General features: G+C 69.5%; 23 protein-coding genes. 14 read left to right on the forward strand and 9 right to left on the reverse strand.

Annotation, left to right across the window (positions count from 1 at the left end):
* The first annotated feature begins 297 nt into the window (after positions 1 to 297).
* The 6 genes from NLF94_RS11480 (at position 298) to NLF94_RS11505 (ending at position 4,044) form a co-directional block, all read left to right on the forward strand.
* On the forward strand, positions 298 to 699 hold the full coding sequence (locus NLF94_RS11480; protein WP_254837764.1) for a hypothetical protein: 402 nt from the start codon (positions 298 to 300) through the stop codon (positions 697 to 699).
* Positions 700 to 749: 50 nt separating this feature from the next.
* Complete coding sequence (locus NLF94_RS11485) at positions 750 to 1,301, forward strand: HD domain-containing protein (RefSeq protein WP_254837765.1); 552 nt, start codon at positions 750 to 752, stop codon at positions 1,299 to 1,301.
* Positions 1,302 to 1,345: 44 nt separating this feature from the next.
* On the forward strand, positions 1,346 to 1,720 hold the full coding sequence (locus tag NLF94_RS11490) for a hypothetical protein (RefSeq protein WP_254837766.1): 375 nt from the start codon (positions 1,346 to 1,348) through the stop codon (positions 1,718 to 1,720).
* A gap of 183 nt (positions 1,721 to 1,903) precedes the next feature.
* Complete coding sequence (locus tag NLF94_RS11495; protein ID WP_254837767.1) at positions 1,904 to 2,182, forward strand: DUF433 domain-containing protein; 279 nt, start codon at positions 1,904 to 1,906, stop codon at positions 2,180 to 2,182.
* 2 nt (positions 2,183 to 2,184) lie between these two features.
* The gene (locus NLF94_RS11500) at positions 2,185 to 2,535 is read left to right on the forward strand and encodes a DUF5615 family PIN-like protein (protein WP_254837768.1); all 351 of its coding nucleotides are present in this window, start codon (positions 2,185 to 2,187) and stop codon (positions 2,533 to 2,535) included.
* A gap of 45 nt (positions 2,536 to 2,580) precedes the next feature.
* Positions 2,581 to 4,044 (forward strand): replication factor C large subunit, encoded by a 1,464-nt coding sequence (locus tag NLF94_RS11505; protein ID WP_254837769.1) that lies wholly within the window; start codon positions 2,581 to 2,583, stop codon positions 4,042 to 4,044.
* Here NLF94_RS11505 and NLF94_RS11510 read toward each other — a convergent pair whose 3' ends face one another.
* The 5 genes from NLF94_RS11510 to NLF94_RS11530 form a co-directional block, all read right to left on the reverse strand.
* A complete protein-coding gene (locus NLF94_RS11510) occupies positions 4,045 to 5,022 on the reverse strand; it encodes an amino acid ABC transporter permease (protein ID WP_254837770.1) in 978 nt (325 codons plus the stop codon). It lies immediately after the preceding gene.
* Positions 5,019 to 5,747 carry an amino acid ABC transporter ATP-binding protein gene (locus NLF94_RS11515; protein WP_286670320.1) on the reverse strand — a complete coding sequence of 243 codons (729 nt, stop codon included), beginning with the start codon at positions 5,745 to 5,747 and terminating at the stop codon, positions 5,019 to 5,021. The genes NLF94_RS11510 and NLF94_RS11515 overlap by 4 nt, the downstream gene beginning before the upstream one ends.
* 1 nt (position 5,748) lies before the next feature.
* Complete coding sequence (locus tag NLF94_RS11520) at positions 5,749 to 6,486, reverse strand: amino acid ABC transporter permease (RefSeq protein WP_254837771.1); 738 nt, start codon at positions 6,484 to 6,486, stop codon at positions 5,749 to 5,751.
* 7 nt (positions 6,487 to 6,493) lie between these two features.
* Positions 6,494 to 7,333 (reverse strand): transporter substrate-binding domain-containing protein, encoded by an 840-nt coding sequence (locus NLF94_RS11525; protein WP_254837772.1) that lies wholly within the window; start codon positions 7,331 to 7,333, stop codon positions 6,494 to 6,496.
* A gap of 142 nt (positions 7,334 to 7,475) precedes the next feature.
* Positions 7,476 to 9,731, reverse strand: coding sequence for an NADP-dependent malic enzyme (locus tag NLF94_RS11530; RefSeq protein WP_254837773.1), 2,256 nt, complete (start codon positions 9,729 to 9,731; stop codon positions 7,476 to 7,478).
* A 146-nt stretch (positions 9,732 to 9,877) separates the two neighbouring features.
* Between NLF94_RS11530 and NLF94_RS11535 the strand changes: the two genes are divergently transcribed.
* Positions 9,878 to 11,074, forward strand: coding sequence for a DUF3592 domain-containing protein (locus NLF94_RS11535; protein WP_254837774.1), 1,197 nt, complete (start codon positions 9,878 to 9,880; stop codon positions 11,072 to 11,074).
* A 77-nt stretch (positions 11,075 to 11,151) separates the two neighbouring features.
* Positions 11,152 to 11,988, forward strand: a complete 837-nt coding sequence (locus NLF94_RS11540) for a COX15/CtaA family protein (protein WP_254837775.1) — start codon at positions 11,152 to 11,154, stop codon at positions 11,986 to 11,988.
* A 22-nt stretch (positions 11,989 to 12,010) separates the two neighbouring features.
* Here the strand turns inward: NLF94_RS11540 and NLF94_RS11545 are convergent, their stop codons facing one another.
* Complete coding sequence (locus tag NLF94_RS11545; protein WP_254837776.1) at positions 12,011 to 12,880, reverse strand: MBL fold metallo-hydrolase; 870 nt, start codon at positions 12,878 to 12,880, stop codon at positions 12,011 to 12,013.
* A gap of 55 nt (positions 12,881 to 12,935) precedes the next feature.
* Between NLF94_RS11545 and NLF94_RS11550 the strand changes: the two genes are divergently transcribed.
* From NLF94_RS11550 to NLF94_RS11560, 3 genes are all read left to right on the forward strand, one after another.
* On the forward strand, positions 12,936 to 13,622 hold the full coding sequence (locus NLF94_RS11550; RefSeq protein WP_254837777.1) for an HAD-IIB family hydrolase: 687 nt from the start codon (positions 12,936 to 12,938) through the stop codon (positions 13,620 to 13,622).
* A 121-nt stretch (positions 13,623 to 13,743) separates the two neighbouring features.
* Positions 13,744 to 15,393 (forward strand): GTPBP1 family GTP-binding protein, encoded by a 1,650-nt coding sequence (locus NLF94_RS11555; protein WP_254837778.1) that lies wholly within the window; start codon positions 13,744 to 13,746, stop codon positions 15,391 to 15,393.
* Between the two features lie 84 nt (positions 15,394 to 15,477).
* The gene (locus NLF94_RS11560) at positions 15,478 to 16,443 is read left to right on the forward strand and encodes a M48 family metallopeptidase (RefSeq protein WP_254837779.1); all 966 of its coding nucleotides are present in this window, start codon (positions 15,478 to 15,480) and stop codon (positions 16,441 to 16,443) included.
* A gap of 4 nt (positions 16,444 to 16,447) precedes the next feature.
* Here NLF94_RS11560 and NLF94_RS11565 read toward each other — a convergent pair whose 3' ends face one another.
* The 3 genes from NLF94_RS11565 to NLF94_RS11575 form a co-directional block, all read right to left on the reverse strand.
* Positions 16,448 to 17,116 carry an HAD family hydrolase gene (locus tag NLF94_RS11565; RefSeq protein WP_254837780.1) on the reverse strand — a complete coding sequence of 223 codons (669 nt, stop codon included), beginning with the start codon at positions 17,114 to 17,116 and terminating at the stop codon, positions 16,448 to 16,450.
* Between the two features lie 38 nt (positions 17,117 to 17,154).
* On the reverse strand, positions 17,155 to 20,886 hold the full coding sequence (locus NLF94_RS11570; RefSeq protein ID WP_254837781.1) for an outer membrane protein assembly factor BamB family protein: 3,732 nt from the start codon (positions 20,884 to 20,886) through the stop codon (positions 17,155 to 17,157).
* Between the two features lie 110 nt (positions 20,887 to 20,996).
* The gene (locus tag NLF94_RS11575; protein WP_254837782.1) at positions 20,997 to 22,058 is read right to left on the reverse strand and encodes an aminotransferase class I/II-fold pyridoxal phosphate-dependent enzyme; all 1,062 of its coding nucleotides are present in this window, start codon (positions 22,056 to 22,058) and stop codon (positions 20,997 to 20,999) included.
* Positions 22,059 to 22,213: 155 nt separating this feature from the next.
* Here NLF94_RS11575 and NLF94_RS11580 point away from each other — a divergent pair, with 155 nt between their 5' ends.
* The 3 genes from NLF94_RS11580 (at position 22,214) to gatE (ending at position 26,165) form a co-directional block, all read left to right on the forward strand.
* Positions 22,214 to 23,626, forward strand: coding sequence for a class II fumarate hydratase (locus NLF94_RS11580; RefSeq protein ID WP_254837783.1), 1,413 nt, complete (start codon positions 22,214 to 22,216; stop codon positions 23,624 to 23,626).
* Between the two features lie 129 nt (positions 23,627 to 23,755).
* Positions 23,756 to 24,247 (forward strand): PadR family transcriptional regulator, encoded by a 492-nt coding sequence (locus NLF94_RS11585; RefSeq protein WP_254837784.1) that lies wholly within the window; start codon positions 23,756 to 23,758, stop codon positions 24,245 to 24,247.
* A 64-nt stretch (positions 24,248 to 24,311) separates the two neighbouring features.
* Positions 24,312 to 26,165: a Glu-tRNA(Gln) amidotransferase subunit GatE gene (gene gatE / locus NLF94_RS11590; protein ID WP_254837785.1), complete on the forward strand. Its 1,854-nt coding sequence runs from the start codon at positions 24,312 to 24,314 to the stop codon at positions 26,163 to 26,165.
* Positions 26,166 to 26,168 lie beyond the last annotated feature (3 nt).

The raw sequence follows: 26,168 nt of genomic DNA on the forward strand, positions 1-26,168 counted from the left end.
CCGTTCATCGAGTGAACCAACGGACCCACTATTCAATGCGGTTTCCATTGATTTTCCTGGGTCCAGCGGGCCACTCGCTTCGGTTTCCGAACCGTCCCGTCGCCAGCCGGCCGGCGCCATCCACGGGTCGCGGCCCGGCCGACCCGAATTGGACGATCGAGAGCCGCTGTGGAGCGTTCTCGACGCGTGACTTCCGCCGTCCCGTTCGGATTCGAAACCCCGGAACGGGCGGTCGCCTCCGGGTCGACGCCGATCCCACGGAAAGAATTAGAACGGTGTCGTGCGACGCCACACCGGATGAGCGAGGACCCTCTCGATGACGGCGTGATCACGCCGGAACGGCTCGGACAGCTGGCGCTCGTCGGGAACGTCCCGATATTCGCCTACCTCGGCCGCCTCCTCTTCGAGGACGTGCTGTTCGGTGGCGTCGTGGGCCTGCTCGTCGGCGTCGGGACGCTGTTGCACCTCCCGTACTTCCTGTACCGCTCGACGCCGACGGCCGCCGACGTCGACGGGGCGTACGCCCGCCGCGGTGCCGCCGGGATGGCGCTGGACGCCGGCGGCGTCGTCGCCTTCGGGAGCCGGTTCGTCGTCGAGAGCGCGGCCCTCGCGCTGGCCGTCGGGGGTCTCGTGGCCCTCGTCGTCTTCGTCCCGCTCCAGTACGCCCTGCCGCCGGTGGGCGCCGGGACGGCGGCCTGACGCCCGGTGCGTTCCCACAGCGTTTAGCCGGCGGCGGCCGTTTCGGCCGCATGGACATCGAGGGAGTGTTTCCCGAAATCGAGAGCATCGAGGACGACAGCCTGCGGACCGGCGTGGCGACGGCCTGGACGACCGCGGCGGGCGTCAACGGGCTGGACGTCGAGGAGTTGCCCCAGCAGCCGTGGCTGCCGCCCGAAGCGCGGCCGGAGGAGGCCGAGCCGTTCGGACTCGTCGAGCACGTCCGCGACGTGACCGCCTGTGCGGTCGGGCTGGCGGAGTCGCTGTTGCAGCGGCACCCCGACTTCGAAATCGACCTCGATACCGTCCTCGCGGGGGCGCTGATTCACGACGTCTCGAAGCTCTACGAGTTCGATGCGACCGACCGAACGGAACTCGGCGAGTTGCTCGGCCACCCCTACTACGGCGTCGCGGTCGTCTCGCAGGCGAACCTGCCGGTCGAGATGGCCCACGTCGTGCTCTCGCACTCGCCGAAGACGACCGTCGAGCCGGCGACCCTGGAGGCGAGGCTGGTCCGTCGGGCCGACGAGGCGGCCGCGGCGGCGGCCCGCGCGAGCGCCGGGGCGAGCGCCGGTCAGGAGTGACCGTCGGGGGTAAACCCTAACTCGGCCGTGCCGAACCGTCGGGCATGAGCGACGAGACGGCGTCCGGCGAGACGGACGAACGGCAGCGAAAGCAGCTTCGACGGGTCGGCTACGGCATCGCCGTCTCGGGCATCCTGACGGCGCTCGTCGCCCTCGTCAGCACGAATCCGGGACCCATCGTCCTCTACGGTCTCCTCGCGGTGGCGATTGGAACGTTCGTCCTGGAGTCCATCGAGGGCGGTTCCGCCGGTGGGCTCTCGCTCGGCCTGCTCGTCGGCTCCTTCGGCGGCTGGCTGTGGCCGAGGATCGACGGCGGCAGCTACCTCGCGCTGGGTGGCACGCTCGTCGTCGTCGGTCTCGTCAACGCCGCGGTGACGCCGTATTTCCGGGAACTCGGCGAGCGGCTGGCCGGGCGGTGACGGCCGTCCGGTCGGCCCCTGGTTCCTCGAGGCTCCACAACGGCTTTACCTGGCTCCTCCCAATCGCGTGCAATGGCAGACTGGACGGAGCAATCGGCCAACTCGTGTGTATGACGTACACGAGAGGCGTCAACCGGCTCAGTACACGGAGGTTTATGTTGGAACCCGCCCTATCCTCGAGTGATGGCCGAAATCGTCCGAACCGACGACGTGCTCGGTGGGGACCCCCGCATCGAGGGAACGCGGGTGGGCGTCCTCCACGTCTACGAGCTGGTAGTGGAAGGCGAACACTCTCCCGTCGACGTCGCTGACCAGCTCGATCTCTCACTAGGCGAAGTGTACTCGGCCCTCGCGTACTACCACGAGCATCCCGACGAGATGCGAGAGGTTCGACGTTCGCAGGAGGACGCCGAGGTCAGCCTCGCGGAGGCGTCCCTGTCTCCCCCGGAACCGGCGAAGTAGCCGTGTCCGTTCTCACCGACGAACACGTTCCCAGCGTATTCATCACGACCCTTCGGTCGAACGGACACGGGGTCGTCAAAGCCAGGGAAGCATTCGGAGAGGCTACCGACGACGAGCAGTTACTCCGTTTCTGCGGTGAGAACGGTCTCCCGTTCATCACGCACGACAGGAAGGACTTCGCGGGAAGTCTCGCCGACACCGTAGACCACGCGGGAATCGTGATATACACCGACGCGAACTATCTTCGAGACGACCCCGAGAGTGCCGTCCGCACCCTCGAACGAATCTTCGCTCACTATCCGCTCGACGAACTGAGGAACGAACTCGTCTGGCTCGACCAGTGGCGTCGGTAGCACCGCTCCGCAACCACTAAACGCACCCCAGCCAACCACCTGCTAATGGTCGATTGGACCGAGACGTACCGCCCGACGACGCTGTCGGAGGTGCGGGGCAACGACAAGGCCCGCGACGCCCTGAAGGAGTGGGCCGAGACGTGGGACGAGCACGGCGAGGCGGTCGTCCTCCACGGCTCGCCGGGCGTCGGCAAGACCTCGGCGGCCCACGCGCTGGCCAACGACATGGGCTGGCCCGTCCTCGAGATGAACGCCTCCGACGCCCGCACCGCCGACGAGATAGAGCGGTTCGCGGGCCGGGCGGCCTCGAACACGACGCTCGGCAGCGAGCGCCAGCTCGTCATCCTCGACGAGGCGGACAACCTCCACCACCACAAGGACCGCGGCGGCGCCGCCGCGATGACGCGGCTGGTCAAGGAGGCCACCCAGCCGATCGTCCTCATCGCCAACGACTACTACGAGATGTCCTCCGGCCTCCGGAGCGCCTGCCGTGACATCGAGTTCCGGGATATCTCTTCGCGCTCTATCGTGCCGGTCCTGCGGGACATCTGCCGGCGGGAGGACGTCACCTTCGAGGAGTCGGTGCTGGAGACCATCGCCGACCGGAACCGCGGCGACCTCCGGGGCGCCATCAAGGACCTCCAGTCCCGCGTGAAGGACGGCGCGGTGCTGGCCGAGGCCACCGAGGGCGAGCGCGACCGGACCGAGGACATCTTCACGTTCCTCGACGCCGTCCTCAAGGAGGAATCGGCCGAGGAGGCCCTCCAGACGGCCTACAACGTCGACGAGACGCCCGACGACCTGCTGCTGTGGATCGAGGACAAGGTCCCGAAGGTGTACGAGGGGGCCGAACTGGCCGACGCCTACGAGCACCTGGCGGACGCCGACGTCTGGCTGGGCCGGGTCCGGGCGACCCAGAACTACACCTACTGGCGGTACGCGACCGACAACGTGGCCGCGGGCGTGGCGTCGGTCCGCCGCTCCGAGCGCGGCGGGTGGACCCGCTACGGCGGCGCCCCCTACCGCTCCTCGCGGGACTCGACGCGGGACTACGTCGCCGAGCGAATCGCAAAGACTGCCGGCGTCTCGACGGGCACCGCTCGCCGCGAAATCGTGCCCTACCTCGCGGCGATGACCCACCACTGCAAGAACCGGGAGTTGACCGTCCGGATGACCGCCCGCTACGAACTGGAGGCCGAACACGTCGCCTTCGTCACCGGGTCCGGGAAGACCACGAACAAGGTCCAGGGCATCGTCGAGGAGGCCGAGGAGCGGCGCGAGGTCGAGGCGGTCGAACACTCCGGCGGCGCCTTCGCGGCCGTCGAGGGGAGCGCCGCGGAAGCGGAGTCGGGCGAGGACGACGACGGCGACGACGCCGGGGGGACGCTGGCGGACTTCGGTGCGACCGACGGGACGGCGGCCGAGACAGACGAGGGTACCGCGAACGACGGGGACGACGAGGCAGCCGAATCCGACGACGGGCAGGCCGGTCTCTCCGATTTCATGTAGTCAGTCGCGCTCGCCGGGACTGCCGACGCCGGGAATCGAGACGCGCGCCTCGAAGCGGCTCATCGCCACCGACAGCGTCAGCACCAGCGCCAGGTAGAGTATCGCGACCCACAGGTAGATGTCGATGACCCGTATCGTGTCCGAGGCGATGCTGTCGGCGCGTTTGAACAGTTCCGTGACCGCGATGAACGCCGCCAGCGAGGAGTACTTGACGAGGTAGACGAGTTCGTTCGTCCACCCCGGGATGGCGTAGCGGAGTCCCTGCGGCAGGATGACGTGACGGATGCTCTCCAGGCGGGAGAGTCCGACCGACCTGGCGGCGGTCATCTGCCCCGACTCGACGGACTGCAGCGCCGACCGGATGTACTCGGCCTGGTAGGCGCTGCTGTTGATGGTGAACCCGATGACGGCGACCCAGACGGCGGCACGCGGGACGATTCCGGTGCCGACGCCGGGCACGAGACGGACGACCTGCGAAGTCGGCAGCCCGAAGTACAGCACGAACAGCTGTGCGAGAAGCGGCGTCCCACGGAGGAGTTCGGTGTAGGTCAGCGCAACCCACCGCGAGACCGCGCCGCCGTAGGTCCGGGCGACCGCGAGCGGGACGGCGATGACCAGCCCCAGCAGTATCGACAGCACGGTCAACAGGACGGTGAGCCTGGCGCCGGTGGCGAGTTCCGGCATGACGCTCATCCCGAAGGCGAGGAAGTCGAAGAGACCCGCGAGCGTGCCGTAGACGCCGGCCAGCGGCCCGCCGCCGGCCGCCAGTTTCTCCAGGCTGGCGGCGCCATTCGCGAATATCTCCGGCGGGACGAACGGCTCGCGGTCGCTGGTGTTGACGCCGGGCGCGACGAAGAGGTCGTGGGTCCAGCGAACCAGGAGCCATCCCCAGAAGACGACGCCGACGGCGAACAACAGCAGCCGTCGCGTGCCCGGAATCTCGCCCAACTCGACGCCGCGGACCGTCCGCTCGCTCATGCGTCCAACTCGCCGAGGAACTGGCGGGTTCGTTCGTTCTCCGGGCGCTCGAAGAGCTGTTCGGGCGGTCCCCGCTCGGCGACGACGCCGTCGTCGAGGAAGGTGATGGTGTCGGCGACCGACCGGGCGAAACTCATCTCGTGGGTGACGACGAGCATCGTCATGCCCTCGTCGGCCAGGTCGAACATCACGTCGAGCACCTCGCCGATGAGTTCGGGGTCGAGCGCGCTCGTCGGCTCGTCGAACAGGAGCAGTTCCGGCTCCATCGCCAGCGCCCGGGCGATGCCGACGCGCTGTTTCTGCCCGCCCGACAGCTCCGCCGGGTAGGAGTCGGCCTGCTCGGCCATGCCGACCCGGGCGAGGTTCTCCTCGGCGAGCGAACGGGCCGCCTCCGCACCCATCCCCCGGACCTTCCGGAGACCGAGCGTCACGTTACCCAGCGCCGTGCGGTGGGCGAACAGGTTGAACCCCTGGAACACCATCCCGACGCGCCGCCGAAGGTCGTCGACGTCCATCTCGTAGACGGACTCGCCGTCCAGGCGGATGTCGCCGTCGTCGATGTCGGTGAGCCGGTTGACACACCGGAGCAGCGTCGACTTGCCGCTCCCGCTGGGGCCGACCACCACCTCGACGTCGGTGCGGTCCATCCCGTAGCTGATGCCCTTGAGCACCTCCTCCTCCCCGAAGGACTTGTACACGTCGTCGAACTCGAGCAGTCGGCTCACGTCAGGACTCCCCCGTCGGTACCGCGTACCGCGCTTCGAGTCGGTCGAGCGCCCGGTTCGTCGTGAACGTCAGCACGAAGTAGATTGCGCTGATTGCGATGATGACCTCGGCGACGGCCTCCACGTCGGGGCGGAGGAACAGCTGGTACCCCCGGTACAGGAGCTCCCCGAGACCGATGGCGAAGGCGATGCTCGTGTCCTTCAGCACGATGGTGAACTCGTTTTGGAACCCCGGAATCGACCGCCGAAGCGCCTGCGGGAAGACGACGTGGCGGACCGCTTCGAGCTTCGAGAGTCCGACCGAGCGGGCGGCCTCGATTTGTCCCTCGTCGATGCTCTGGATGGCGCCACGGAACACCTGCGACTGGTAGGCGGCGCTCCGGAAACCCAGCGCGGCCGTCGCCGCCAGGAGCGCCTGGCCGTTGATTTCGAACCGGTCGACGAGCAGCCACCCACCGAGACCGACGCTCCCGATGTCGGGCCAGGGGATGCCGAAGAAGAACAGCACGATGAGGACGACGATGGGCGTCCCGCGGAGCAGCACGCCGGCACCGCGAACCAGCGAGTGGAGCAGACCGTCGCCGTACACCTCGGTGGCCCCGGCGGGGAACCCGGCCAGGAACCCGAGCGCGAGGCTCCCGACGGTGAGAAGCACCGTCACGTAGAGCCCCTGTGCGAGCACCCACCAGTTGTCGGCGACGACCGCCCAGTCGCTCGCCTGTAGCGGTGCGAACTCCATCGGGCGATTACCGCTGTGCGAAGTTCTCGGCGACGGGCACGTCGATGATGACGGCGTCGATGTTGCCGCTCTCGAGGTCGTTGACGGCGAGTTCGTAGTTGTCGTAGGTCCGCTTGTTGTCCTCGGCGATGATGCCGTCCTCGATGAGTTTGTCGACCTCGTCCTCGCCGGTGGTACCGCTCTGGGCGCCGACGACGCGGCCCTCCAGGTCCTCGCGGCTCTCCGGGCTGAAGTCCCCGTCCGACTGGACCAGGACGCCCTGGTTCGCCTCGTAGTAGGGGTTCGAGAAGTTTATCTGCTCGTCGCGCTCCTCGGTGATGGTCATCGCCGCCGCGATGAGGTCGATGTTGCCGTCCCGGAGCGCGGGGATGAGGCTGTTGAACTCGAAGGTCTCGAAGCCGCCGAACTCGTAGTCGGTCCGGGCGACGACCGCCTCGGTCAACTCCACGTCGAACCCGACCAGTTGTCCCTCGTCGTTGTTGAACTCGAAGGGCGCGAATCCGGGGGCGGTGCCGGCGACGATGGTGCCGGCACCGGTTCCGCCGTCGGCGCCCTCGGTGACGTCGCCGGCGTCCTCGCCGGAGCCGAAGTACTCCTCGATGAGCGAGTCGTAGACGCCGTCGTCCCGGACCGCCTGCAGGCCGGCGTTGACGGCCTCCAGTCTGGCGCTGTCGTCCTCGCGGACGCCGAGTCCGTACTGCTCGCCGGTCTGGATTGTGAAGGCGACTTCGACCCCACCGCCCCCGTTGCCGCCGTTGCCCATACAGCCAGCGATCCCGAGCGCCAGACCACCAGCGCCGACCGTCTTCAGGTACGCACGACGGTCCACGTCGAATTCGCGTGCCATACCCGTGTGCTTGGGTGAACTCCGTTTTAACCTTTCGACCGACGCCGGGCAAATGCGGCGGAACGGAACGACTCGGACGCTTTGTCGGTCGTTCGACCAGCGACTCGCAGCCGAACCGGACGAATGAAGAATATCGCCGGCGCTACTCGCCGTTCTGTGCGTCGACGACGGCGACGCCGGCGAGGTTGACGATGTCCTTCACTTCGTCGCCCCGCTGAAGGACGTGGACCGGTTTGTCCATACCGACGAGCATGGGGCCGATCGCCTCGGCGCCGCCGAGCCGCTGGAGCAGTTTGTAGGCGATGTTGCCCGCCTCCAGGTTCGGGAACACGAGGACGTTGGCCGGGTCGTCGAGCTCCGAGAAGGCGTAAGTTCCCTCCAGGGTCTCCTCGACGACGGCGGTGTCGGCCTGCATCTCGCCGTCGACCGGGAAGTCGACGGCCGGGTCCGAACGGAGCCGCTGGGCCGCCGCCCGGGGCTTGCGGGTGCCCTCGTTGTCGACGCTGCCGAAGTCCGAGTACGACAGAAGCGCCGCCCGCGGTTCGACGTTGAACCGGCGGGCCAGATCGGCCGTCTGGCGCGTGACCTCCTCGAGGACGTCCTCGTCGGGCGCCTGGTTGACGGTGGCGTCGGCAATGAAGATCACGCGGTTCTTGAACGTGAGCATGTAGACGCCGGCGGCGTACTCGGCGTCGTCGGCGGTGCCGACGACCTGCAACGGCGGCCGGAGCGCCGAGGGGTAGTGGTGCATCAGCCCCGTCAGCATCGCGTCGGCGTCGCCCATCTCGACCATCACGCTGCCGAGGTAGTTGCCGTCCTCGATGAGTTCGTCGGCCTCGCGGCGAGTGACGCCCTTCCGCTGGCGGAGTTCATAGAGCCGCTCGGCGTAGGGGTCCAGATTGCCGCTCTCAGGGTCGACGATCTCGGGGTCGAAGTCCAGTCCCAGCCGCTCGGCGTGGGCCCATATCTCCTCGTGGTCGCCGATGAGTACCGGCTCGGCGATGCCCTGATCGACCAGCTGGTAGGCCGCACGGACCATCTTCTCGTCGTCGCCCTCCGCCAAGACGAGCCGCTTGGGGTCGCTCTTGGCCTTGTTGAGGACGACCCGCATCATCTCGCGGGACTTGCCCAGCCGGGCCTCCAGCCGCTCGGCGTACTTCTCGAGGTCCAGATCCCGCCGCGCACAGTCGCTGTCCATCGCCGCCTCGGCGACGGCGGGCGCCACCTCGAACAGCACCCGGGGGTCCAGCGGCTTGGGGATGATGTACTCGGGACCGAACTGCAGCGGCTGGTCGCCGTAGGCCTTCACGACGGCGTCGGGGACGTCCTGTCGGGCGAGTTCCGCCAGCGCCGAGGCGGCGGCGACCTTCATCTCCTCGTTGATCTCGGTCGCTCGCACGTCCAGAGCCCCCCGGAAGATGAAGGGGAAGCCGAGGACGTTGTTGACCTGGTTGGGGTAGTCCGACCGCCCCGTCGCCATGATGACCGTGTCGTCGCGGGCGTTCTTGGCGGCCTCGTAGCCGATCTCGGGATCGGGATTGGCCATTGCGAAGATGATCGGGTCGTCGGCCATCGACCGGACCATCTCCTCGTCGACGATACCGCCGATGGAGAGGCCGACGAAGACGTCCGCGTCCTCCATCGCGTCGGCCAGGTCACCCTCGGGGCGGTCCTGTGCGAACTCCTTTTTGAACTCGTTGACATCGTCGGTCTCGGCCCGCTGTGCGGTGATGATGCCCGACGAGTCGCACATCGTGACGTTGTCGCGGTCGGCGCCCAGCGAGACGTAGAAGCGGGCGGTCGCAATCGCGGAGGCGCCGGCACCCGAGAAGACGATGTCCAGTTCCGAGAGGTCCTTGTCGGCGATGTCGGCGGCGTTGAGGAGGGCTGCCCCGGAGATGATGGCGGTGCCGTGCTGGTCGTCGTGGAAGACGGGGATGTCCATCTCCTCCCGCAGCGTCGACTCGATCTCGAAACACTCCGGCGCCTTGATGTCCTCGAGGTTGATGCCGCCGAAGGTGGGTTCCATCGCCTTCACCGAGGTGATGACCTCGCCGGGGTCGTCCTGGTCCAGTTCGATGTCGAAGACGTCGATGTCGGCGAACCGTTTGAACAGCACGCCCTTGCCCTCCATGACGGGCTTGGAGGCCTGGGCGCCGATGTCGCCCAGCCCCAGGACGGCCGTCCCGTTGGAGACGACGCCGACCATGTTGCCCTTCGTCGTGTACGTGAACGCCTCCTCGGGGTTCGCGGCTATCTCGTTGCACGGCGCCGCGACGCCCGGCGAGTACGCCAGAGAGAGGTCCCGCTGCGTGTTGGTCGGCTTCGTCGTCGAGATCTCGAGTTTCCCCGGCGGCTCGCGTCGGTGATACTCGAGTGAATCCTCGTCCAGTCCCATGTCCTAGGTCCCGTCCAGCGGCCCCAAAAAGCTACCCAACGGCGCAGCGTTGACGACAGCGCCCGGCCGGAACCGACCGTCGCGGCCCGGTGTGGAGAGGTGTCGCCGGCGAAGCAGTTAATAGCCGACCGGAACGCACCACGACCATGGACACCAAGGGGGTCGGAGCGGTGGGGGCGCTCCTGCTCGTCGGGGGAATCCTCGGCGTCATCGGCGTGGTCCCGACCGTCAGCCACCACATCGCAGTCCAGGAGAACCAGCCGACCGAGGCGACGATCCAGTCGACGGACATCGCCGTCAAGACCGACGACGACGGCGACCGGTCGTATCGGCCGGTCGTCACCTACGAGTACACGGTCGACGGGGAGACCTACACCAGCGACAACGTCTATCCGGGGGGATTCACCCGCTGGGACGACAGCCGGGGGCCGGCGGAGAACGTGGTCAGCCAGTACGACCCCGGCGACCAGGTGACCGTCCAGTACCGCCCCGGCGAACCCGGGAACGCCTACCTCCGCAACGACGGGATGCCGGGCGCCTGGCTCGCCGGCGTCGGCTGTGCGCTCGTCGTCGCGCTGGGCGGTCTGGGTCTCGTCAAGACCGGCTTCACCCGGCGGAAACAGCGGACGCTGATGCGGGACACCCCGACCGAGGACGTCGAGGCGCTGTCGGTCGGCCCCTCGGAGGTCAAGGGGTCGGCGCTGGCCGCCGACGGGCCGATACAGGCACCGTTCTCCGACGAGGAGTGCGTCGTCGCCGACTACGAGATCGAGGAGTACGACGACAACGACGACGATCCCGGGAACTGGCACACCGTCGAGTCCGGCGTCCTGCACACGCCGTTTCTCGTCGACGACGGGACCGGTCGGGTCCGCGTCGAACCGCACGACGAGGCGACCTACGAACTCGATCCAGACGACTGGACGACGACCTACGTCGACAGCGGCGACCGGGGACCGGCCCCGGTCCAGCAGTTCGTCGACGCCACCGAGGGACTCTCCTATCCCGCCGACGCCACCGGGAAGGACAACGACAGGCGGTACAAGCAGAACCTCGTCCGGGACAAGGAGAGCGTCTACGTCTTCGGCACCGCACAGCCCCGCGACGGTGACGTCGGTGGGAGCAACGCCGACCGCCTCGTCGTCCGGAAGGTCGGCGAGGACGACGCCCTCGAGGAGACGATGTTCCTCATCTCCGACGACGAGGAGGCCGACCTGGTCGACCGCCGCGAGTGGGCTGGCTGGCGGCTCCCGGTCGGCGGTCTCTTCACCGTCGCCGGCTTCGCCATCGCGCTGTTCCTCCTCGGTCCGCTCGCCGGCCTGGAGTTGCCGGTCGTGTTCTGACCGCCGGCGAGGGGCGTTCGGCCACCGGACCGGCCGCTTCCGCGGGGTATATACTCCCGGAGTTCCGACGCTCGACCATGGACTTCCGCCGGCTGTTGCTCGGGACGACCGTCGCCACCGCGGTCACGGCGCTCGTCGGGGTGGTGACCGCGACCGCCGGGGCCGGCCTGACCTGCGAGGCCCGGTGGCCGCTGTGTGACGGCGCCGTCTTCGGCCTCTTTCCCGCGAACTTCATGTCGTTCATCGAGTGGTCTCACCGGCTCGTGGCGATGATAACCGGATTCCTCATCGTCGGCTCGACGGTGGCTGCCTGGCGGGGCGGGCGACAGCGCCGCGTCCGGCTTGCGACGCTCGTGGCGCTGCTTTTGACGCCGATACAGGTCGTCTTCGGCGCCTTCACCGTCCTCGTCAGGGAGTTCGTCTTCGGTTACTCGATTCTGGTGTTGACGCTGCACTTCGCTCTGGCGTCGGCCATCCTCGCGGCGCTTGTGGCGGCGACGGTCTGGACCTACGCCGCCGAGACGGCCGTCTCCCCGGACCGCGTCCGGCAGGCCGGCGCCGCGGCGCTGCTGGCCTTCCCGGTCATGGTCGCGCTGACGCCGCGGCTGTTCGTCACCTTCGGCGAGGTGGCGCAGTTCGTCTACTACGCCGTCGGCTTCGGTACCTTCGCCGCGCTCGTCGTCGTGGCCCTGTGGGGCCGCGAACTCGACGCGAGGCTCGTGTCGGCCGCCGGCGGCCTCGGGGCCGCGCTCGTCGTCGGCCAGCTCGTCGTCGCGCGGCGGGCCTTCGGCGACACCGGCCAGCTACTCATCCTCGGACTCTCCTTTGCCGCCTTCGCGCTGACGGTGCTCGCCGTCCGGCGGACCCGCCGCGTCGAGACCACCGTCGCGCCCGTCGAGTCGGTCGGGAACTGACCGCACCGGCGGCCCGCCGCGGCTACTCGGTCGTCCGGTCGAGGTAGTGCAGCACGCCCGCCACGTCCCGCTGGACGGTCGGACTCTGCCACTCGCTGCCCAGCGAGTCGACGATGGCCGACACGTCGTCGCCGTACTCCCCGCGTCGCTCGGCGACGAGGTCGACCCACTCGGGCAGCATCGCCTCGTAGCGGTCGAGTTCGCCGACGGCGTCCTCGCCGCCCGGTCCGACGTGGCCGTAGAAGTTCACCGACGGCTCGAAGGCCCGCAGCCGCCGGACGGTCTCGAGGTTCGTCTCCAGGTCGAAGCCCGGCGGCGGCGTCGTCGGCCGCATCTCGCCGGCAACGTACATTCCGGCGGCGTCGATGGAGAACAGGCCCTCTGTGGCGGGGTCGAACGCCGCGAAGTGGTGCGGCGCGTGGCCGGGGGCGTCGACCAGTTCCAGTTCGCGGTCGCCGACGTCGAGGCGTTCGCCGCCGGCGACGGTCCGGCACCGTTCGGGGTCGAGCAGTTCCGGGTCGCCGTAGGCGTCCTCGACGCCCATGGCCCGGTCGACGCTGCGCTTGAGTCGCGCCAGTTCCCCGGGGTCGGTGAGGTAGGGCAGCCCCCGCTCGTGGAGGTGGAAGGTGGCGTTCGGGAGTTCGGCGGCGAGGTGCCCGGCGCCGCCGGCGTGGTCGAGGTGGACGTGGGTCACGAGGACGTGCTCGACGGCGGCCCGGTCGATGCCGATTTCCTCGAGCGCGTCGTAGACGTGCGGCGGCGAGTTCGCCGACCCGGTGTCGACGAGGAACGGTTCCGCCGCGTCGACGACGTACAGCGTGAGCGCGCCCGGCGTTCCGAGTAGCTCGGGGTCGACGGCGTAGACGTCGCCGACCGCGTGTGAGACCGTCATCGGGCGCGGCTACGAGGGGGGCAGGCTTGATACCTGCGGCGACCGACGTGCCGACATGGTCCCGCCGCTCGTCGCCGACATCGACGGCACGCTCACCCGACCGGACAAGTCCATCGACCCCCGCGTCTTCGACCCGCTGCGGGCGTGGGAGGCGCCGGTCGTCATCGCCACCGGGAAGTCCTTCCCCTATCCGGTCGGTCTCTGTGAGTTCCTCGGGATTCCGCTGAACGTCGTCGCGGAGAACGGCGGGTGCGTCTACGTCGAGGACGCCGACGAGGTGGCGTACAACGGCGACCCCGAGGGTGCCGCGGCCGTCGCGGCGGCCTATCGAGAGGAGGGGTACGACCTCGGGTGGGGCGCGGTCGACGCGGTGAACCGCTGGCGGGAGACCGAACTCGCCGTCTCCCGGGAGCAGCCGCTGGCGCCGCTCGAGCGCATCGCCGCCGACCACGGCATGCACGTCGTCGACACCGGCTACGCCTACCACGTCAAGTCGCCCGACGTGGACAAGGCCACGGGGCTCGAGTCGGCCGCCCGCTTTCTGGACCGGGACCCGACCGAGTTCGTCGCCGTCGGGGACTCGGAGAACGACGCGGCCGTCTTCGGTCTCGCCGGCCGGTCGTACGCGGTCGCTAACGCCGACGACGCGGCCCGGTCGGTCGCCGACGTGGTGACGGAGGCGTCCTTCGCCGACGGCTTCCTCGAGGCGCTGGAGTCGGTCCGGGCGGACGGACGGTTATAGACGCCTCGGTATCCCACTGGAGTGGTAGGTGACGGAACGGCCCTCACACGCCGGCTACACCCCCGTCTGCCACCGTTTCGGGGGAATCCTTTTAGCGGTGTGGTCGTAATCCACATCCAGCATGAGCGCCGACCGCGCCGCGCTCCGGCGGGCGCTGGAGCGCGGCGAACGGGAGGGCGGCAGCGTCGAGTTCAAGGAACGGCTCACGCGTGCGGTACACCTCGCCGACGGCCGGCTGGAGTCGCTGGTCGCACAGCTACGCCACCGGGTGCTGTCGGGCGACGGCGAGGCGACCTACGTCGTCGGCGTCACCGACGACGGCGGCGTCGCGGGCATCTCACCGGAGGCGTTCTCCGAGTCGATGGACGTCCTCTCGCTCATCGCCGACGAGGCCGGCGCCCACATCGACGACGTCCAGACGTGGGGCGTCGCCCCCGACGGCGGGACCGCCCAACGGGGCGCGGGGAGCGAGACCGAAACCGACGGGCTGGTCGGCGTCGCGACGCTGAAGGAGGGCGCCGTCCTCGACGTCGACGACGACCACATCGTCGTCGGGACGGCCGGCCACGTCGACCACGGCAAGTCGACGCTGGTCGGCTCGCTGGTGACGGGCGACCCCGACGACGGCCAGGGCGGCACCCGGAGCTTCCTCGACGTCCAGCCCCACGAGATGGAGCGGGGGCTGTCGGCGGACCTCTCGTACGGCGTCTACGGCTTCGACGACGAGGGCGCCGTCCGGATGGACAACCCCCACCGGAAGTCCGACCGCGCCCGCGTCGTCGAGGAGGCCGACCGCCTCGTCTCCTTCGTCGACACCGTCGGCCACGAGCCGTGGCTCCGGACCACCATCCGGGGACTCGTCGGCCAGAAACTCGACTACGGCCTCCTGGTCGTCGCCGCGGACGACGGCCCCACCAAGACCACCCGCGAGCACCTCGGTATCCTCTTGGCGACCGAACTCCCGACCGTCGTCGCGGTCACGAAGGCCGACGCCGTCTCCGAGGAGCGCCGCCGGGAGGTCGAACGCGAGGTCGAGCGGCTCCTCCGGGACGCCGACCGGACGCCCCTGCCCGTCGAGCGGTACGGCGTCGAGACCGCAATCGAGGAGATAAACGAGCAGGTCGTCCCCGTCGTCTCGACGAGCGCGGTGACGATGGAGGGACTCCCCGTGCTGGACGAACTGTTCGAGCACCTGCCGAAGACCGGCGAGACCGAGGGCGACTTCTCGATGTACATCGACCGGACGTACAACGTCACCGGCGTCGGGGCCGTCGCCTCGGGCACCGTCCGGTCGGGCACCGTCGAGACCGGCGACGAACTGCTGGTCGGCCCGCTGGCCGACGGCGCCTTCCGCGAGGTGGAGGTCCGCTCCATCGAGATGCACTACCACCCCGTCGAGGAGGCCTCCGCCGGCCGCATCGTCGGCATCGCGCTGAAGGGCATCGGCGAGGCCGACTTGGAGCGCGGGATGGTGCTGCTCCCGCGGTCGGCCGACCCCACGCCCGTCCGGGAGTTCACCGCCGAGGTGATGGTGCTGAACCACCCGACCCGCATCCACGACGGCTACGAACCGGTCGTCCACCTCGAGACGGTGAGCGAGACCGTCTCAATCCACCCCGAAGACGGCCAGTTGCTCCCCGGCGACAGCGGCACCGCCCGCGTCCGCTTCAAGTTCCGGCCCTACCTGATCGAGGAGGGCCAGCGGTTCGTCTTCCGGGAGGGCAGTTCGAAGGGCGTCGGTACCGTCACGGACGTCACGCCCGCCGAGTGAGCCGCGGCGGTCTGCCGCCGCCCGGTCCCCGTCGGGCGGCGGGGGCGCGCAAGGCTGGTAACCCGGCCCCACGTAGGTACGACCATGCGCCGCCTCCCGCTGCGGGTCCTGATGGTCCTCACCGGACTCTCGCTTCTCGTCGTCTACCTCCTGGCGGCGGCGCTGGGCTACCGGCTCCTCCTCGTCGCGTGGGCACAGCGGCCGTCGCCGCTCCGGGTCGCGGCGTACTTCCTCGTGGCGACGGTCCTGTTCGGGCTCCTGAGCTACCAGTCCGGCACGGCGGGGCTGCTCCGCGAGTTGGACGCCACGAAGCTGTCGCCCGCCGAGGCCCCGCGGCTTCACGAGCGACTCGAACGCCTCCGGACCGCCTTCGACGTCGGTGACGTGAGCGTCCACGTCGCCAACTTCGAGGCGCCGAACGCCCTCGCGCTGGGGGGAGCCGGCGGCGGCGCACTGGTCGTCGACGGGGACCTCTTCGCGCTGCTGGCTCCGGCCGAACTCGACGCCATCCTGGCTCACGAACTCGCCCACATGGAGGGCCGCGACGCGCTGGTCCAGACGCTCGGTTACACGACCGTCAGGACCGGCGGCGGCGTCCTGTTTCTCGCGTTGCTCCCCGTCGGGGTGGTCGCGGGCGGACTCGCCCGGGCGCTGTCGTGGGTTCGTGGCCGGCCGCCACGACCCTTCGGCCAGCACCTCGCCGCCGTCCAGTTCGCCGTGGCCCGGGCGACCGTCGCCGTGCTGTTCGTGCTGACGGCCGTGCTCCGGGCGCACTCCCGGCACCGGGAGTACCGCGCCGACGACCGCGCCGTCGAGGTGACCGGCGACTCCATCGCGCTGGCCCGCGCCCTGGTGAAGATTCAGCGGGCCGCCACGCCCGGGTGGGGACCGCTGTCGTCGCTGTACGTCCACGGCGACCAGGCGGGGATGCTCACGCGACTGCTGGCGACGCACCCGCCGATGGACGAGCGGGTCGGACGGCTCGTCGAGCGGGCCAACCGGCAGGGACGACGACAGCGACGGCCCCCCGCGGAACGGCCGCCGTCGTAGCCGCTCACGCCTCGTCGAACAGGTCGGGGACCTCCGGGAGCGCCTCGACGGTGTGGTCCGGTTCGGGATCCGGTGCGGCGGTGCCGTCGGCCAGCCAGACCGCGCCGACGCCGGCGGCGCGGGCGCCGGCCACGTCCGACGACAGGGAGTTGCCGACGTGGTAGGTCCGGTCCGGGCGGGCGTCGAGCGCCGACAGCGCCTCGTGGAACGGTTCGGGCGAGGGTTTCGCGGGGGCGTCGTAGCCCGCGTGGACGACCACGTCGAAGGCGTCTGTCACGCCCAGCGCGTCGAGTTTCGCCGACTGCATCTCGGGGGCGCCGTTGGTGACGACGCCGAGCGGGAGGTCGTCGAGCGCCGACAGGGCACGGTCGACGCCGTCCAGCGGTTCGACGTTGCCGTGGTCGCGCTCGTCGGCGTAGGCGCGGGCGACGCGGCGGCCGGCCTCGGGGTCGCGGCCCTTCTCGGCGGCGATAGCCGCGAAACACCGCTCGCGGAGGTCCGTCATCGAGTCGCTGTCGTCGACGAACTCCGGGTAGCGGTCGTGGTACTCCGCCCGCGTGATGAACGGCTCGTGGCCGGTCCGCTCGAAGGCCGCCGCCAGCAGTTCCGACCCGGAACGGCGGTACCGGCAGAGCGTGTCGTCGACGTCGAAGAGAACCGCATCGTGGGACACGGTCGACGATACGCGAGCCAGTGTCAAAAACGACGCGTCTACGCTTCGTCGTCGCTGTCGAGGAGATACCGGTAGAGTCCTCCGGTGGCCGCCATCGCTCCCGGGGCGAGCCAGCCGGAGAGTCCGCCGTCCGCGTCCGTCGGCGTCCGGGTAATGTCGGAAGACTGAACCCGGACGGTTGCAGCCGCCAGGTCGCTGGCGCCCTCGTTGTCGGTCACCCGGAGTCGGACGGTTGCTTCGCCGGCTTCGGGGAACCGGTGGGTGACCGTCTCGCCCGACGCCTCGAACTCGCCGTCGTCGTCGAGGTCCCACTCGAATGTCTCGATGGACCCGTCCGGATCCACCGATCCGCGGCCGTCCAGCTTCACCTCGGCTCTGGCGGCCGGTTCCGGCGGGCCATCGAGGATGGCCCGGGGGCGCTTGTTTTCCGCCGGCCCGGTGCGGACGGAGAGTCTGGTCTCGACGGTCTCCCGCGAGTCGTCTCCGTACACGCCGACGTAGTACGTGCCCGAGGATTCGGCGTCGTAAACGACCCGTCGGCCCTCCTCGCCCGCGCGTGCGACTTCACGGAGGCCGCCGTCGTCCACCGTGTCGACGTGTACCGTGACGTCGTCGGCGTCCGACGCCGGAACACGGACGGAGAGCCGCTCGCCCGCATCCAGTTCGGTCGCTATGCGGGCCGGGTCGGACGCCGAGACGGCCACCCCCAGCTCCTCGTTTTCGACCGTCTCGGCGTTCGCGTACGTCGGGGGTATCGCGTCGGTCGACTCCCCATCGGACTCGCCGCCCGGCCCGGAATCGGGGTCGCCCGCCTCGCTGCCGTCTCCGGACACCGTCCCGGCGGCCGAAGCCGGACCGTCGACCCAGCCGGTCCGGTCGACGTGTATCGACGGCGCATAGCTCCGCCAGGCGAGCGGTCCCTCACGGAGCCGAGCAGTGACCTCGTAGGGGCCCAGCGAGCCGCCGGCCTCGACGAGCAGGTAGTAATCGCCGGTCCCGCGGTTCTTCCAGTTGGCCTCCAGCCGCTCGGGGCCCTGTCGGTCGAGCGCAGTGCCACCCGACGGCGCCGTCGGCTCGGGCCGGTCGGCGAAGAGCGCGGCCGTGAGACCGTCGTCGAGGGAGCGTTCGGACGCCCGCACCTCGACGATGAGGTTGTAGCCGTCGAACTCCTCGGGAACGTCGAGTTCGAGCAGCCCGTAATCGGCCGGAACGTCCATCGAGTCGACCGCCTTCGAGTACGTCTCACCGTCGAAGCCGTCGTACCCCAGCGGTTCGCCCACCGACAGGGCGATGTTTTCGGGGTCGCCGTCGAGCCACGAGCGCGTCGCGGCGTAGTCGGCAACCAGCACGAGCCGGAGCTGTTCGACGACGCGTCGGACCGCAACGTAGTCGCCGAAGTTCGTTCCCGGGGCCCTCGACGTGTCGTAGACGCTCCGGAGATAGGTCGGCAGCGCGTCGTAGAGGTCCTCCATGTGGGTCCGTCGGTTCGAAAAGAGCTCGTCGCGTTCCTCGCTGTCGGTCGTCTCGAGGAGCGCTTCCGTGTCATCGGCCAGCAGGAGCAGCTGCTCTCTGATCTCCGAGAGCGGTGTCGACTGTACTGCGGTACCGGTTCCCGCCGTGTCGAGTGCCGTGAGGATGCCGACGAGCTGGTCGAGGAGTGTCACGAGACTGGTAGCAAGCGATCCCGAACCGGCGCCCGCGAACGTCTCGAGGGTCGATGTCAGCGACTCCATTGCGGCGTCCCCGAAGGTGGGCGCCAGCGCCGATAGCGCCTCCGCTGCCTCGTCGGCCGCTTCGGTCTGCCACCACCCCGGATTCAGACCCTCCTCGCGCATCCCGGCGTAGGTGCCGGCGATGTCCTCGACGACCAGCGGAGCGTTGTTCACCCGCAGTGTCACCGTCGCTTCGCCGACCGGGACGCCGTCACCGGTCACTACTTCGAACCGGAGTTGGTACTCGCCGTCGGTGACATCGTCGGCGACGCCCAGCGAGGCGTCGGCCTGGACGCCACCGTCGGTCGACCGCCGATCGACGATTGCGACGGTCTCCCCGGACGACACGACGAGGGGGTCTGACGCTCCGTCGGTCGGCCCGAGGAACCGGACGTCCAGTGTCGGCGGAACGTCCCCATTGCTGACGACCGAGAACGTGGCGTCGGCGGACTCGCCGGCCGCGACCAGGTCGATGTCGGCCGAAACGTCGCCGCCGACCGACTCGACCGTGAGGGTGACGGTGTCCCGTGCCTCGTTTCCCGCCTCGTCCTCGACCAGACCGGCGAACTCGTAGTCGCCCTCGGCGTCGGCCGGAACCTCGTAGGTGACGACCGCAGTGTCCGTCTCGCCAGGCGGCAATACGTCGAATGCGCCCGGCTCACCGACGACCGACCACGCTTCGGAGGGCGGGGAGATGTACCCCTGTAGACCCCTCGCGGTGGCGTCACCCTCGTTGGTCAGCCGGAACTCGACGGTGACCGTGCGTCCCGCTCGCGCGGACGCGGAGACCAGCTCCAGCCGGAGGTCCGGGTCCCGTTGTGGGTCGGGCCGCCCGCCCGGTTCCCCGCCAGCCCAGACGTGGTGGTGGCCGATCGTCCCGAGGTTCACTCTCGTGCCGGCGCTGTGACCGCTTTCCGGCTCCTCGACGACGGTCGGCGACCGGACGACATGCCCCGTCTCGAACCGCCACCGTCGGTCGCCGGTCTCCGCGTCGAGCGCGTAGACGTTGCCGTCGTTGGAGCCGACGTAGACCGTGCCGTCGAAGAGCGTCGGAGACGACGTCACCTCGCCGTTCGTGGCGTGTCTCCACTTCTCTTCGCCGGTTTCCGCTTCGAGCGCGTAGACGTTGCCGTCGTTGGAGCCGACGTAGACGACCGCCTCGCCGAACGTCGGCGACGAGTAGACACTGTCGCCGGTTTCGAAGGCCCACCGCTTCTCGCCGGTGTCGGTTGCGACCGCGTAGACGTTGCCGTCCCAGCCGCCGACGTAGACGGTCGGGTCAGACTCCGCTCTCTCGGGGGACGGGACCGTCGGCGACGACGACATGTTCCCGCCCGACCGGAACTGCCAGACCGTCTCTCCGGTGTCGGCGTCCATCGCACGGAGGACGTCGTCCATTCCGCTCACGTAGACCGTCCCGTCGGTGACCGTCGGCGAGGAGTAGATGCCGGCATTGCTTCCGTCGGTGCCGGTGTCGAACGTCCACAGTTCTGTTCCCCGGTCGGCGCTCACCGCGTGGACGTCCGGGTCGCTGGTCCGGCCGGACCCGACGTAGACCGTCCCGTCGACCACCGAGGGCGCCGACGCGACGTGACTGCCGGCACCGTAACGCCACTCGGCCTCGCCGGTTCGGGCGTCGACCGCGTGTAGATCACCGTCCCAGGCGCCGACGTAGACGGTCCCGTCGACGACTGTCGCGTTCGAGCCCACACCGCGCGAGCCGCCGACGCCGTACTGCCACTGTTCGGACCCGTCCTCGGCGTCGAGTGCATAGAGAGTGCCCCCCTTGGAGCCGACGTAGACCGTCCCGCTGACGACGGTCGGCCCGTGGCGCACCTCACCGTCGGCCGAGAACTGCCAGGAGTTGTCGCCGCCGTCGGCGTCGATCGCGTAGACGTTGCCGTCCCACGAACTGGCATAGACTGTCGGTCCCGACGCCTCCGCCGTCGCGCGCCCGGTTGCCAGTGCCGTCGTCCCCACGACGCCGCCGCTCGCTTTCAGCACGTCGCGCCGGTCAAGTTCGAGTTCGCGTCCGCCCAGCCGTCTGATGCCCCTCATTGGAGCCGACCACCGTCCGACTCGGGTGGCTGGCACGCATCCCCACGAAACATCCAGATGCGGAAAACCGATTCGAATACTAAAAGCTTCCGGATATTCACCCGGACGATTCAGCGGTGCCGTTCGAGGAAGTTGCCGAGCCGTCCGAGACCGGCTTCCAGTTCCGCAAGCGGCAGCCCGTAGCCGATGCGGAACCGCCCGGGGAGACCGAACGCCTCCCCCGGCGCGAGCACGACCGACTCCTCGGCGACGAACTGCCGGCAGAACGTCTCGCCGTCCGGGAAGCCGTCAGGCACCTCGACGAGGGCGTTGACGCCGCAGTCGGGGTTCGACCACGCCAGGCCCCGCTCGTCGAGGAAGTCGGCGACGACCGCGCGGTGGTCGGCGGCCAGCGCCCGACTCTCTGCCAGCAGTTCCTCGCGCTCGTCGAAGGCCTGGCGGGCGACGTGCTGGCCGATTTTCGGCGGCGAGATGGTGGTGTAGTCCTTCCATCGCTCGGCGCGTTCGACCACGGACTCGGGCCCGCAGAGCCAGCCGAACCGCAGGCCTGCGAGGCCGAAGGGCTTCGAGACGCCGGCCGTCGAGAGGCCGTACTCGCCGAACCCCGCGACCGGCGGAATCGGCTCGTCGGCCAGGAGACGGTACACCTCGTCGCACAGCAGGTAGGTGTCGTTGTCGGCGCAGGCATCGTAGACCGCCCGGACCGCTGACTCGTCGTGGTAGCGGCCGGTCGGGTTGTTGGGGTTGTTGAGGACGACGAGGTCCGTCTCCGGGCGGAGTGCCTCGACGACGGCGTCGGGGTCGAGCCGCCAGTCCTCGCCGAGCGGCACCTCGGTGACCTCGCCGAGCGACCGCGGGACCGCCGTCAGCGACCCGTAGGTCGGCGTGACGACGACGGCGTGGGACTCGACGGTCCCGAGGAACGCCAGGAAGTTCGCCTCCTGCGTGCCGCAGGTGAACAGCGTCTCGACCGCCGAGCGGTCGTGGAGGGAGCCCACGGCCGCCCGGAAGTCGGGGTCGCCGGCCGTCGGAACGACGTACCCCAACTCGCCGGGGGCGGTGTCGAAGCGGGCGGCGGACAGCGAGCGGACGCCGCTCTCGGCGAGCATGAGATCGGCGCCGGCCTCGTGTTCGGCGAAGAAGCGTTCGAGTGCGAACGGCTCGATGTCCATACCGGCCGGTCGTGGGCAGCGAACAAAAGAACGCCGCCGGCCTGCCCGTCGAGTCGGCGAGTCCCTCCAGGTTCCGGCGGTGACCGAGCGGACGAGCGGCCGCCAGTGTGGGAGCTTTCGATGCGTTTTACCGCCCCCGACGAGACGGGTCAGCCATGACCGACGACGAAGACTACCGCGTCGAACGGGACAGTCTCGGCGAGATGAAGGTGCCGGAGGACGCCTACTGGGGCGCCCAGACCCAGCGGGCCGTCGAGAACTTCCCCATCTCGGGACTCACCTTCCAGCGACGGTTCGTCCGGGCGCTCGGGATCGTCAAGAAGGCGGCCGCGAAGGCCAACCTCGAACTCGACCTCGTCCCCGAAGAGAAGGGCGAGGCCATCATCGAGGCCGCCGACGAGGTCATCGTCGGCACCCACGACGACCAGTTCCCGGTCGACGTCTTCCAGACCGGGTCGGGGACCTCCTCGAACATGAACGCCAACGAGGTCATCGCCAACCGCGCGACCGAGATTTACGGCGGCGAGGTCGGCTCCCGGGAGATTCACCCCAACGACCACGTCAACTACGGCCAGTCGAGCAACGACGTCGTTCCGACGGCGATGCACGTCGCCAGCCTGGAGGCGATAGAGAAGGACGTCGTCCCGGCCCTGGAGACGCTGGCCGACGAACTCGAGGCCAAGGAGTCCGAGTTCGACGGCGTCGTCAAGACGGGTCGGACCCACCTCCAGGACGCCACGCCGGTCCGCCTCGGCCAGGAGTTCGGCGGCTACCGGACGCAGATTCAGAAGGGGGTAAAGCGGGTCGCGGGCGTCCGCGACCACCTCGGCGAACTCGCCCTCGGCGGGACGGCGACGGGGACGGGGCTCAACACCCACCCCGACTTCCCCGCGCTGGCCGCGCAGTTCATCTCCGCGGAGACGGGGCTGGAGTTCCGGGAGGCCGACAACCACTTCGAGGCGCAGGCTGCCCACGACGCGATGGGCGAGGCCCACGGCGCCCTGCGGACCGTCGCGGGGTCGATGAACAAGATCGCAAACGACCTCCGGCTGCTGGCGTCCGGCCCGCGAAACGGTCTCGGCGAGATCGAGCAGCCGGAGAACCAGCCCGGTTCGTCCATCATGCCCGGCAAAATAAACCCGGTCGTCGCAGAGTCGGTCAACCAGGTCCACAAGCAGGTCGTCGGCAACGACGCGGCGGTCTCGGCGGGCGCCGCCCGCGGCGAACTCGATTTGAACCTCTACAAGCCCGTGCTGGCGTACAACTTCCTCCAGAGCGCGAACCTGATCGCCAACGCGGCCGAGACGTTCGGCGAGCGTTTCGTGGCGAAACTGGAGGCCAACGAGGAGCACTGCCGCGTTCGCGTCGAGCAGTCGATGGCGCTTGCGACGGCGCTGAACCCCGCCATCGGCTACGATGCGGCCTCGAAGGTCGCAAAGCAGGCGCTCGCGGAGGGCAAGTCCGTCCGGGAGGTCGCCGTCGCCGAGGGCTACCTGACCGAGGAGGAGGCCGACGACGTGCTCGACCCGGCCGCGATGACCGAACGGGTCATCCTCGGCGACGACTGACGACGGAGCGCCGCTCTACGGCCCTGCCTTCTCGCGGGGGAAGGTTCATCCGTATTAAATCCTTCGGCGCCGTTCCGACATCTGCAGACGCTCGCACGTATTAGGGGGATGTGGTGCCTGGTCGTCAGTATGTCATCGAACCGCGGCCAGCGACCCACCGAGCGAACCGAGACCGATTCGGTCAGTCTCTCGAGCCTCCGGGCCGAGATGGACGGAACCGTCGACGCCGACGACGAGACGGCCGTCTCCGAGATCGCGTCGGCCGCCGACCGGTCGGTCCTCTCCGAGGAGTTCTCCTTCCAGGAGGAGCGCATCAAGGGGTCGCTCGACGAACTACTGGTGGTGCTCGCGGGCGTCCGTTCCTCGGACACCCACGGCAAACAGCTCATCGAGGACCTCGACGACCAGTTCGACACGTCGCTCAGCCCGGGGACCGTCTACCCGCGGCTCCACGACCTCTGTGACGAGGGCGTCCTCGAGCGGCGCGAACTCGTCCGGACGAAGGAGTACACCATCGACGACCCCGAGGCCGCCCGCGAGACCATCGCCGAGTCCGCCCGCCAGCACCTCGCGCTCGGCCTGGCGTTCAAGGCCGCCCTCGAAGAGGGCGACTTCGCGTAGCGACCGCCGGTCGGCGGCCGCGGGATGGTGTCTTTTTTGACGTTCGCCGCCGCACTCGCTGGTAATGAGCCACGACTACGAGGACCTGGGCCTCGTCGCCGGGCTGGAGATACACCAGCAACTCGACACGGCGACGAAGCTCTTCTGTAACTGCCCGACGGCGCGCCGCGAACCGGAGGAGTCCGTCCGGTCGTTCACCCGGTATCTCCACCCGACGAAGTCCGAACTCGGCGAACTCGACGAGGCCGCCCTCGAGGAGTCCCGCGTCGACCGGGAGTTCGAGTACCTCGCCTTCGACTCGACCTGCCTCGTCGAGGAGGACGACGAACCGCCCCACCGACTCGACGGGGAGGCGCTGCGGACGGCGCTGGAAATCGCGGTGCTGCTGGACTGTGAGGTCGTCGACCAGGCCCACGTAATGCGGAAGATAGTCGTCGACGGCTCCAACACCTCCGGCTTCCAGCGGTCGGCGCTGCTTGCGACCGACGGCGAAATCGAGACCTCGGAGGGTCCCGTCGGCATCGCCGACATGCTGCTCGAAGAGGAGTCCGCCGCCCGCATCGAGGAACGCGACGGCGGCGTCACCTACGGGCTGGACCGACTCGGCATCCCCCTCGTCGAAATCGGCACCGAACCGGACATCCGCTCGCCCGCCCAGGCCAAGGACGCCGCCGAGCGCATCGGCATGCTGCTCCGCTCGACCGGCAAGGTGAAACGCGGCCTCGGCACCATCCGCCAGGACGTCAACGTCTCCATCGAGGACGGCGCCCGCGTCGAGTTGAAGGGCGTCCAGAGCCTCGACGACATCGACGACATCGTCGAACGCGAGGTCGGCCGCCAGGTCGAACTGCTGGAGGTCGCCGAGGAACTGCGGGACCGCGACGCCGCGGTCGCCGACCCCGAGGACGTGACGGCGGTGTTCGAGGACACCGACAGCGGCGTCATCGCCGGCGCCGAGACCGTGATGGCCGTCCGGCTGTCGGGCTTCGACGGTCTCGTCGGCCGCGAGATTCAGCCCGACCGACGGCTCGGTACCGAACTGTCCGACCACGCGAAGCGGCACGGCGCCGGGGGAATCTTCCACACCGACGAACTGCCCGCCTACGGCGTCACCGAGGCGGAGGTGGCGGAGTTGCGCGAGGCCGTCGATGCCGGCGACGACGACGCCGTCGCAATCGTCGCCGCCGACCGCGAGGTCGCCGAGAGCGCGATCGAGGCCGTCGCCGACCGTGCCGGGGTCGCCATCCACGAGGTGCCCGAGGAGACCCGCGGCGCCAACGAGGACGGCACCTCCCGCTACCTGCGGCCGCTGCCCGGCGCCGCCCGGATGTACCCCGAGACGGACGTCCCGCCCGTCGAACCGGACCCCACCGAGGTCGAGGCGCCCGAACTCCTGACCGAGAAGGTCGACCGGTATCAGGCCCAGCACGGTCTCGGCGCCGGTCTGGCCGAGCAAATCGCCTACAGCGAACACATGCCGACCTTCGAGGCCGCCGTCGAGCGGGGCGTCGACCCGACGACGGCCGCCGACACGCTGGAGGGGACGCTCACCGAACTCCGCCGTGACGACGTGGCCGTCGGGAACCTGACCGACGAGCACCTCCTCGCGGTGCTGGAGCGCGTCGAGGCCGGCGACCTGCCGAACGAGGGCATCGGGCCGGTGCTGTCGACGCTGGCCGACGACCCCGACCTGTCCGTCGAGGCGGCGATGGACGAGGCCGACGTCGGCGGCGTCGACCGCGAGGCGGTCCGCGAGGCCGTCGTCGCCGTCGTCGAGCGCAACGAAGAACAGGTCGAGGCCGAGGGCATGGGCGCCTTCTCGGGGCTGATGGGCGAGTGCATGGGCGAGTTGCGCGGGAAGGCCGACGGCGAGGTGGTCTCGGAACTCCTGCGCGAGGAGATCGGCAAGCGGGCCTGAGCG

Source organism: Natronomonas marina (genome assembly GCF_024298905.1).
In the GTDB taxonomy this organism is placed as follows: Archaea; Halobacteriota; Halobacteria; order Halobacteriales; family Haloarculaceae; genus Natronomonas; species Natronomonas marina.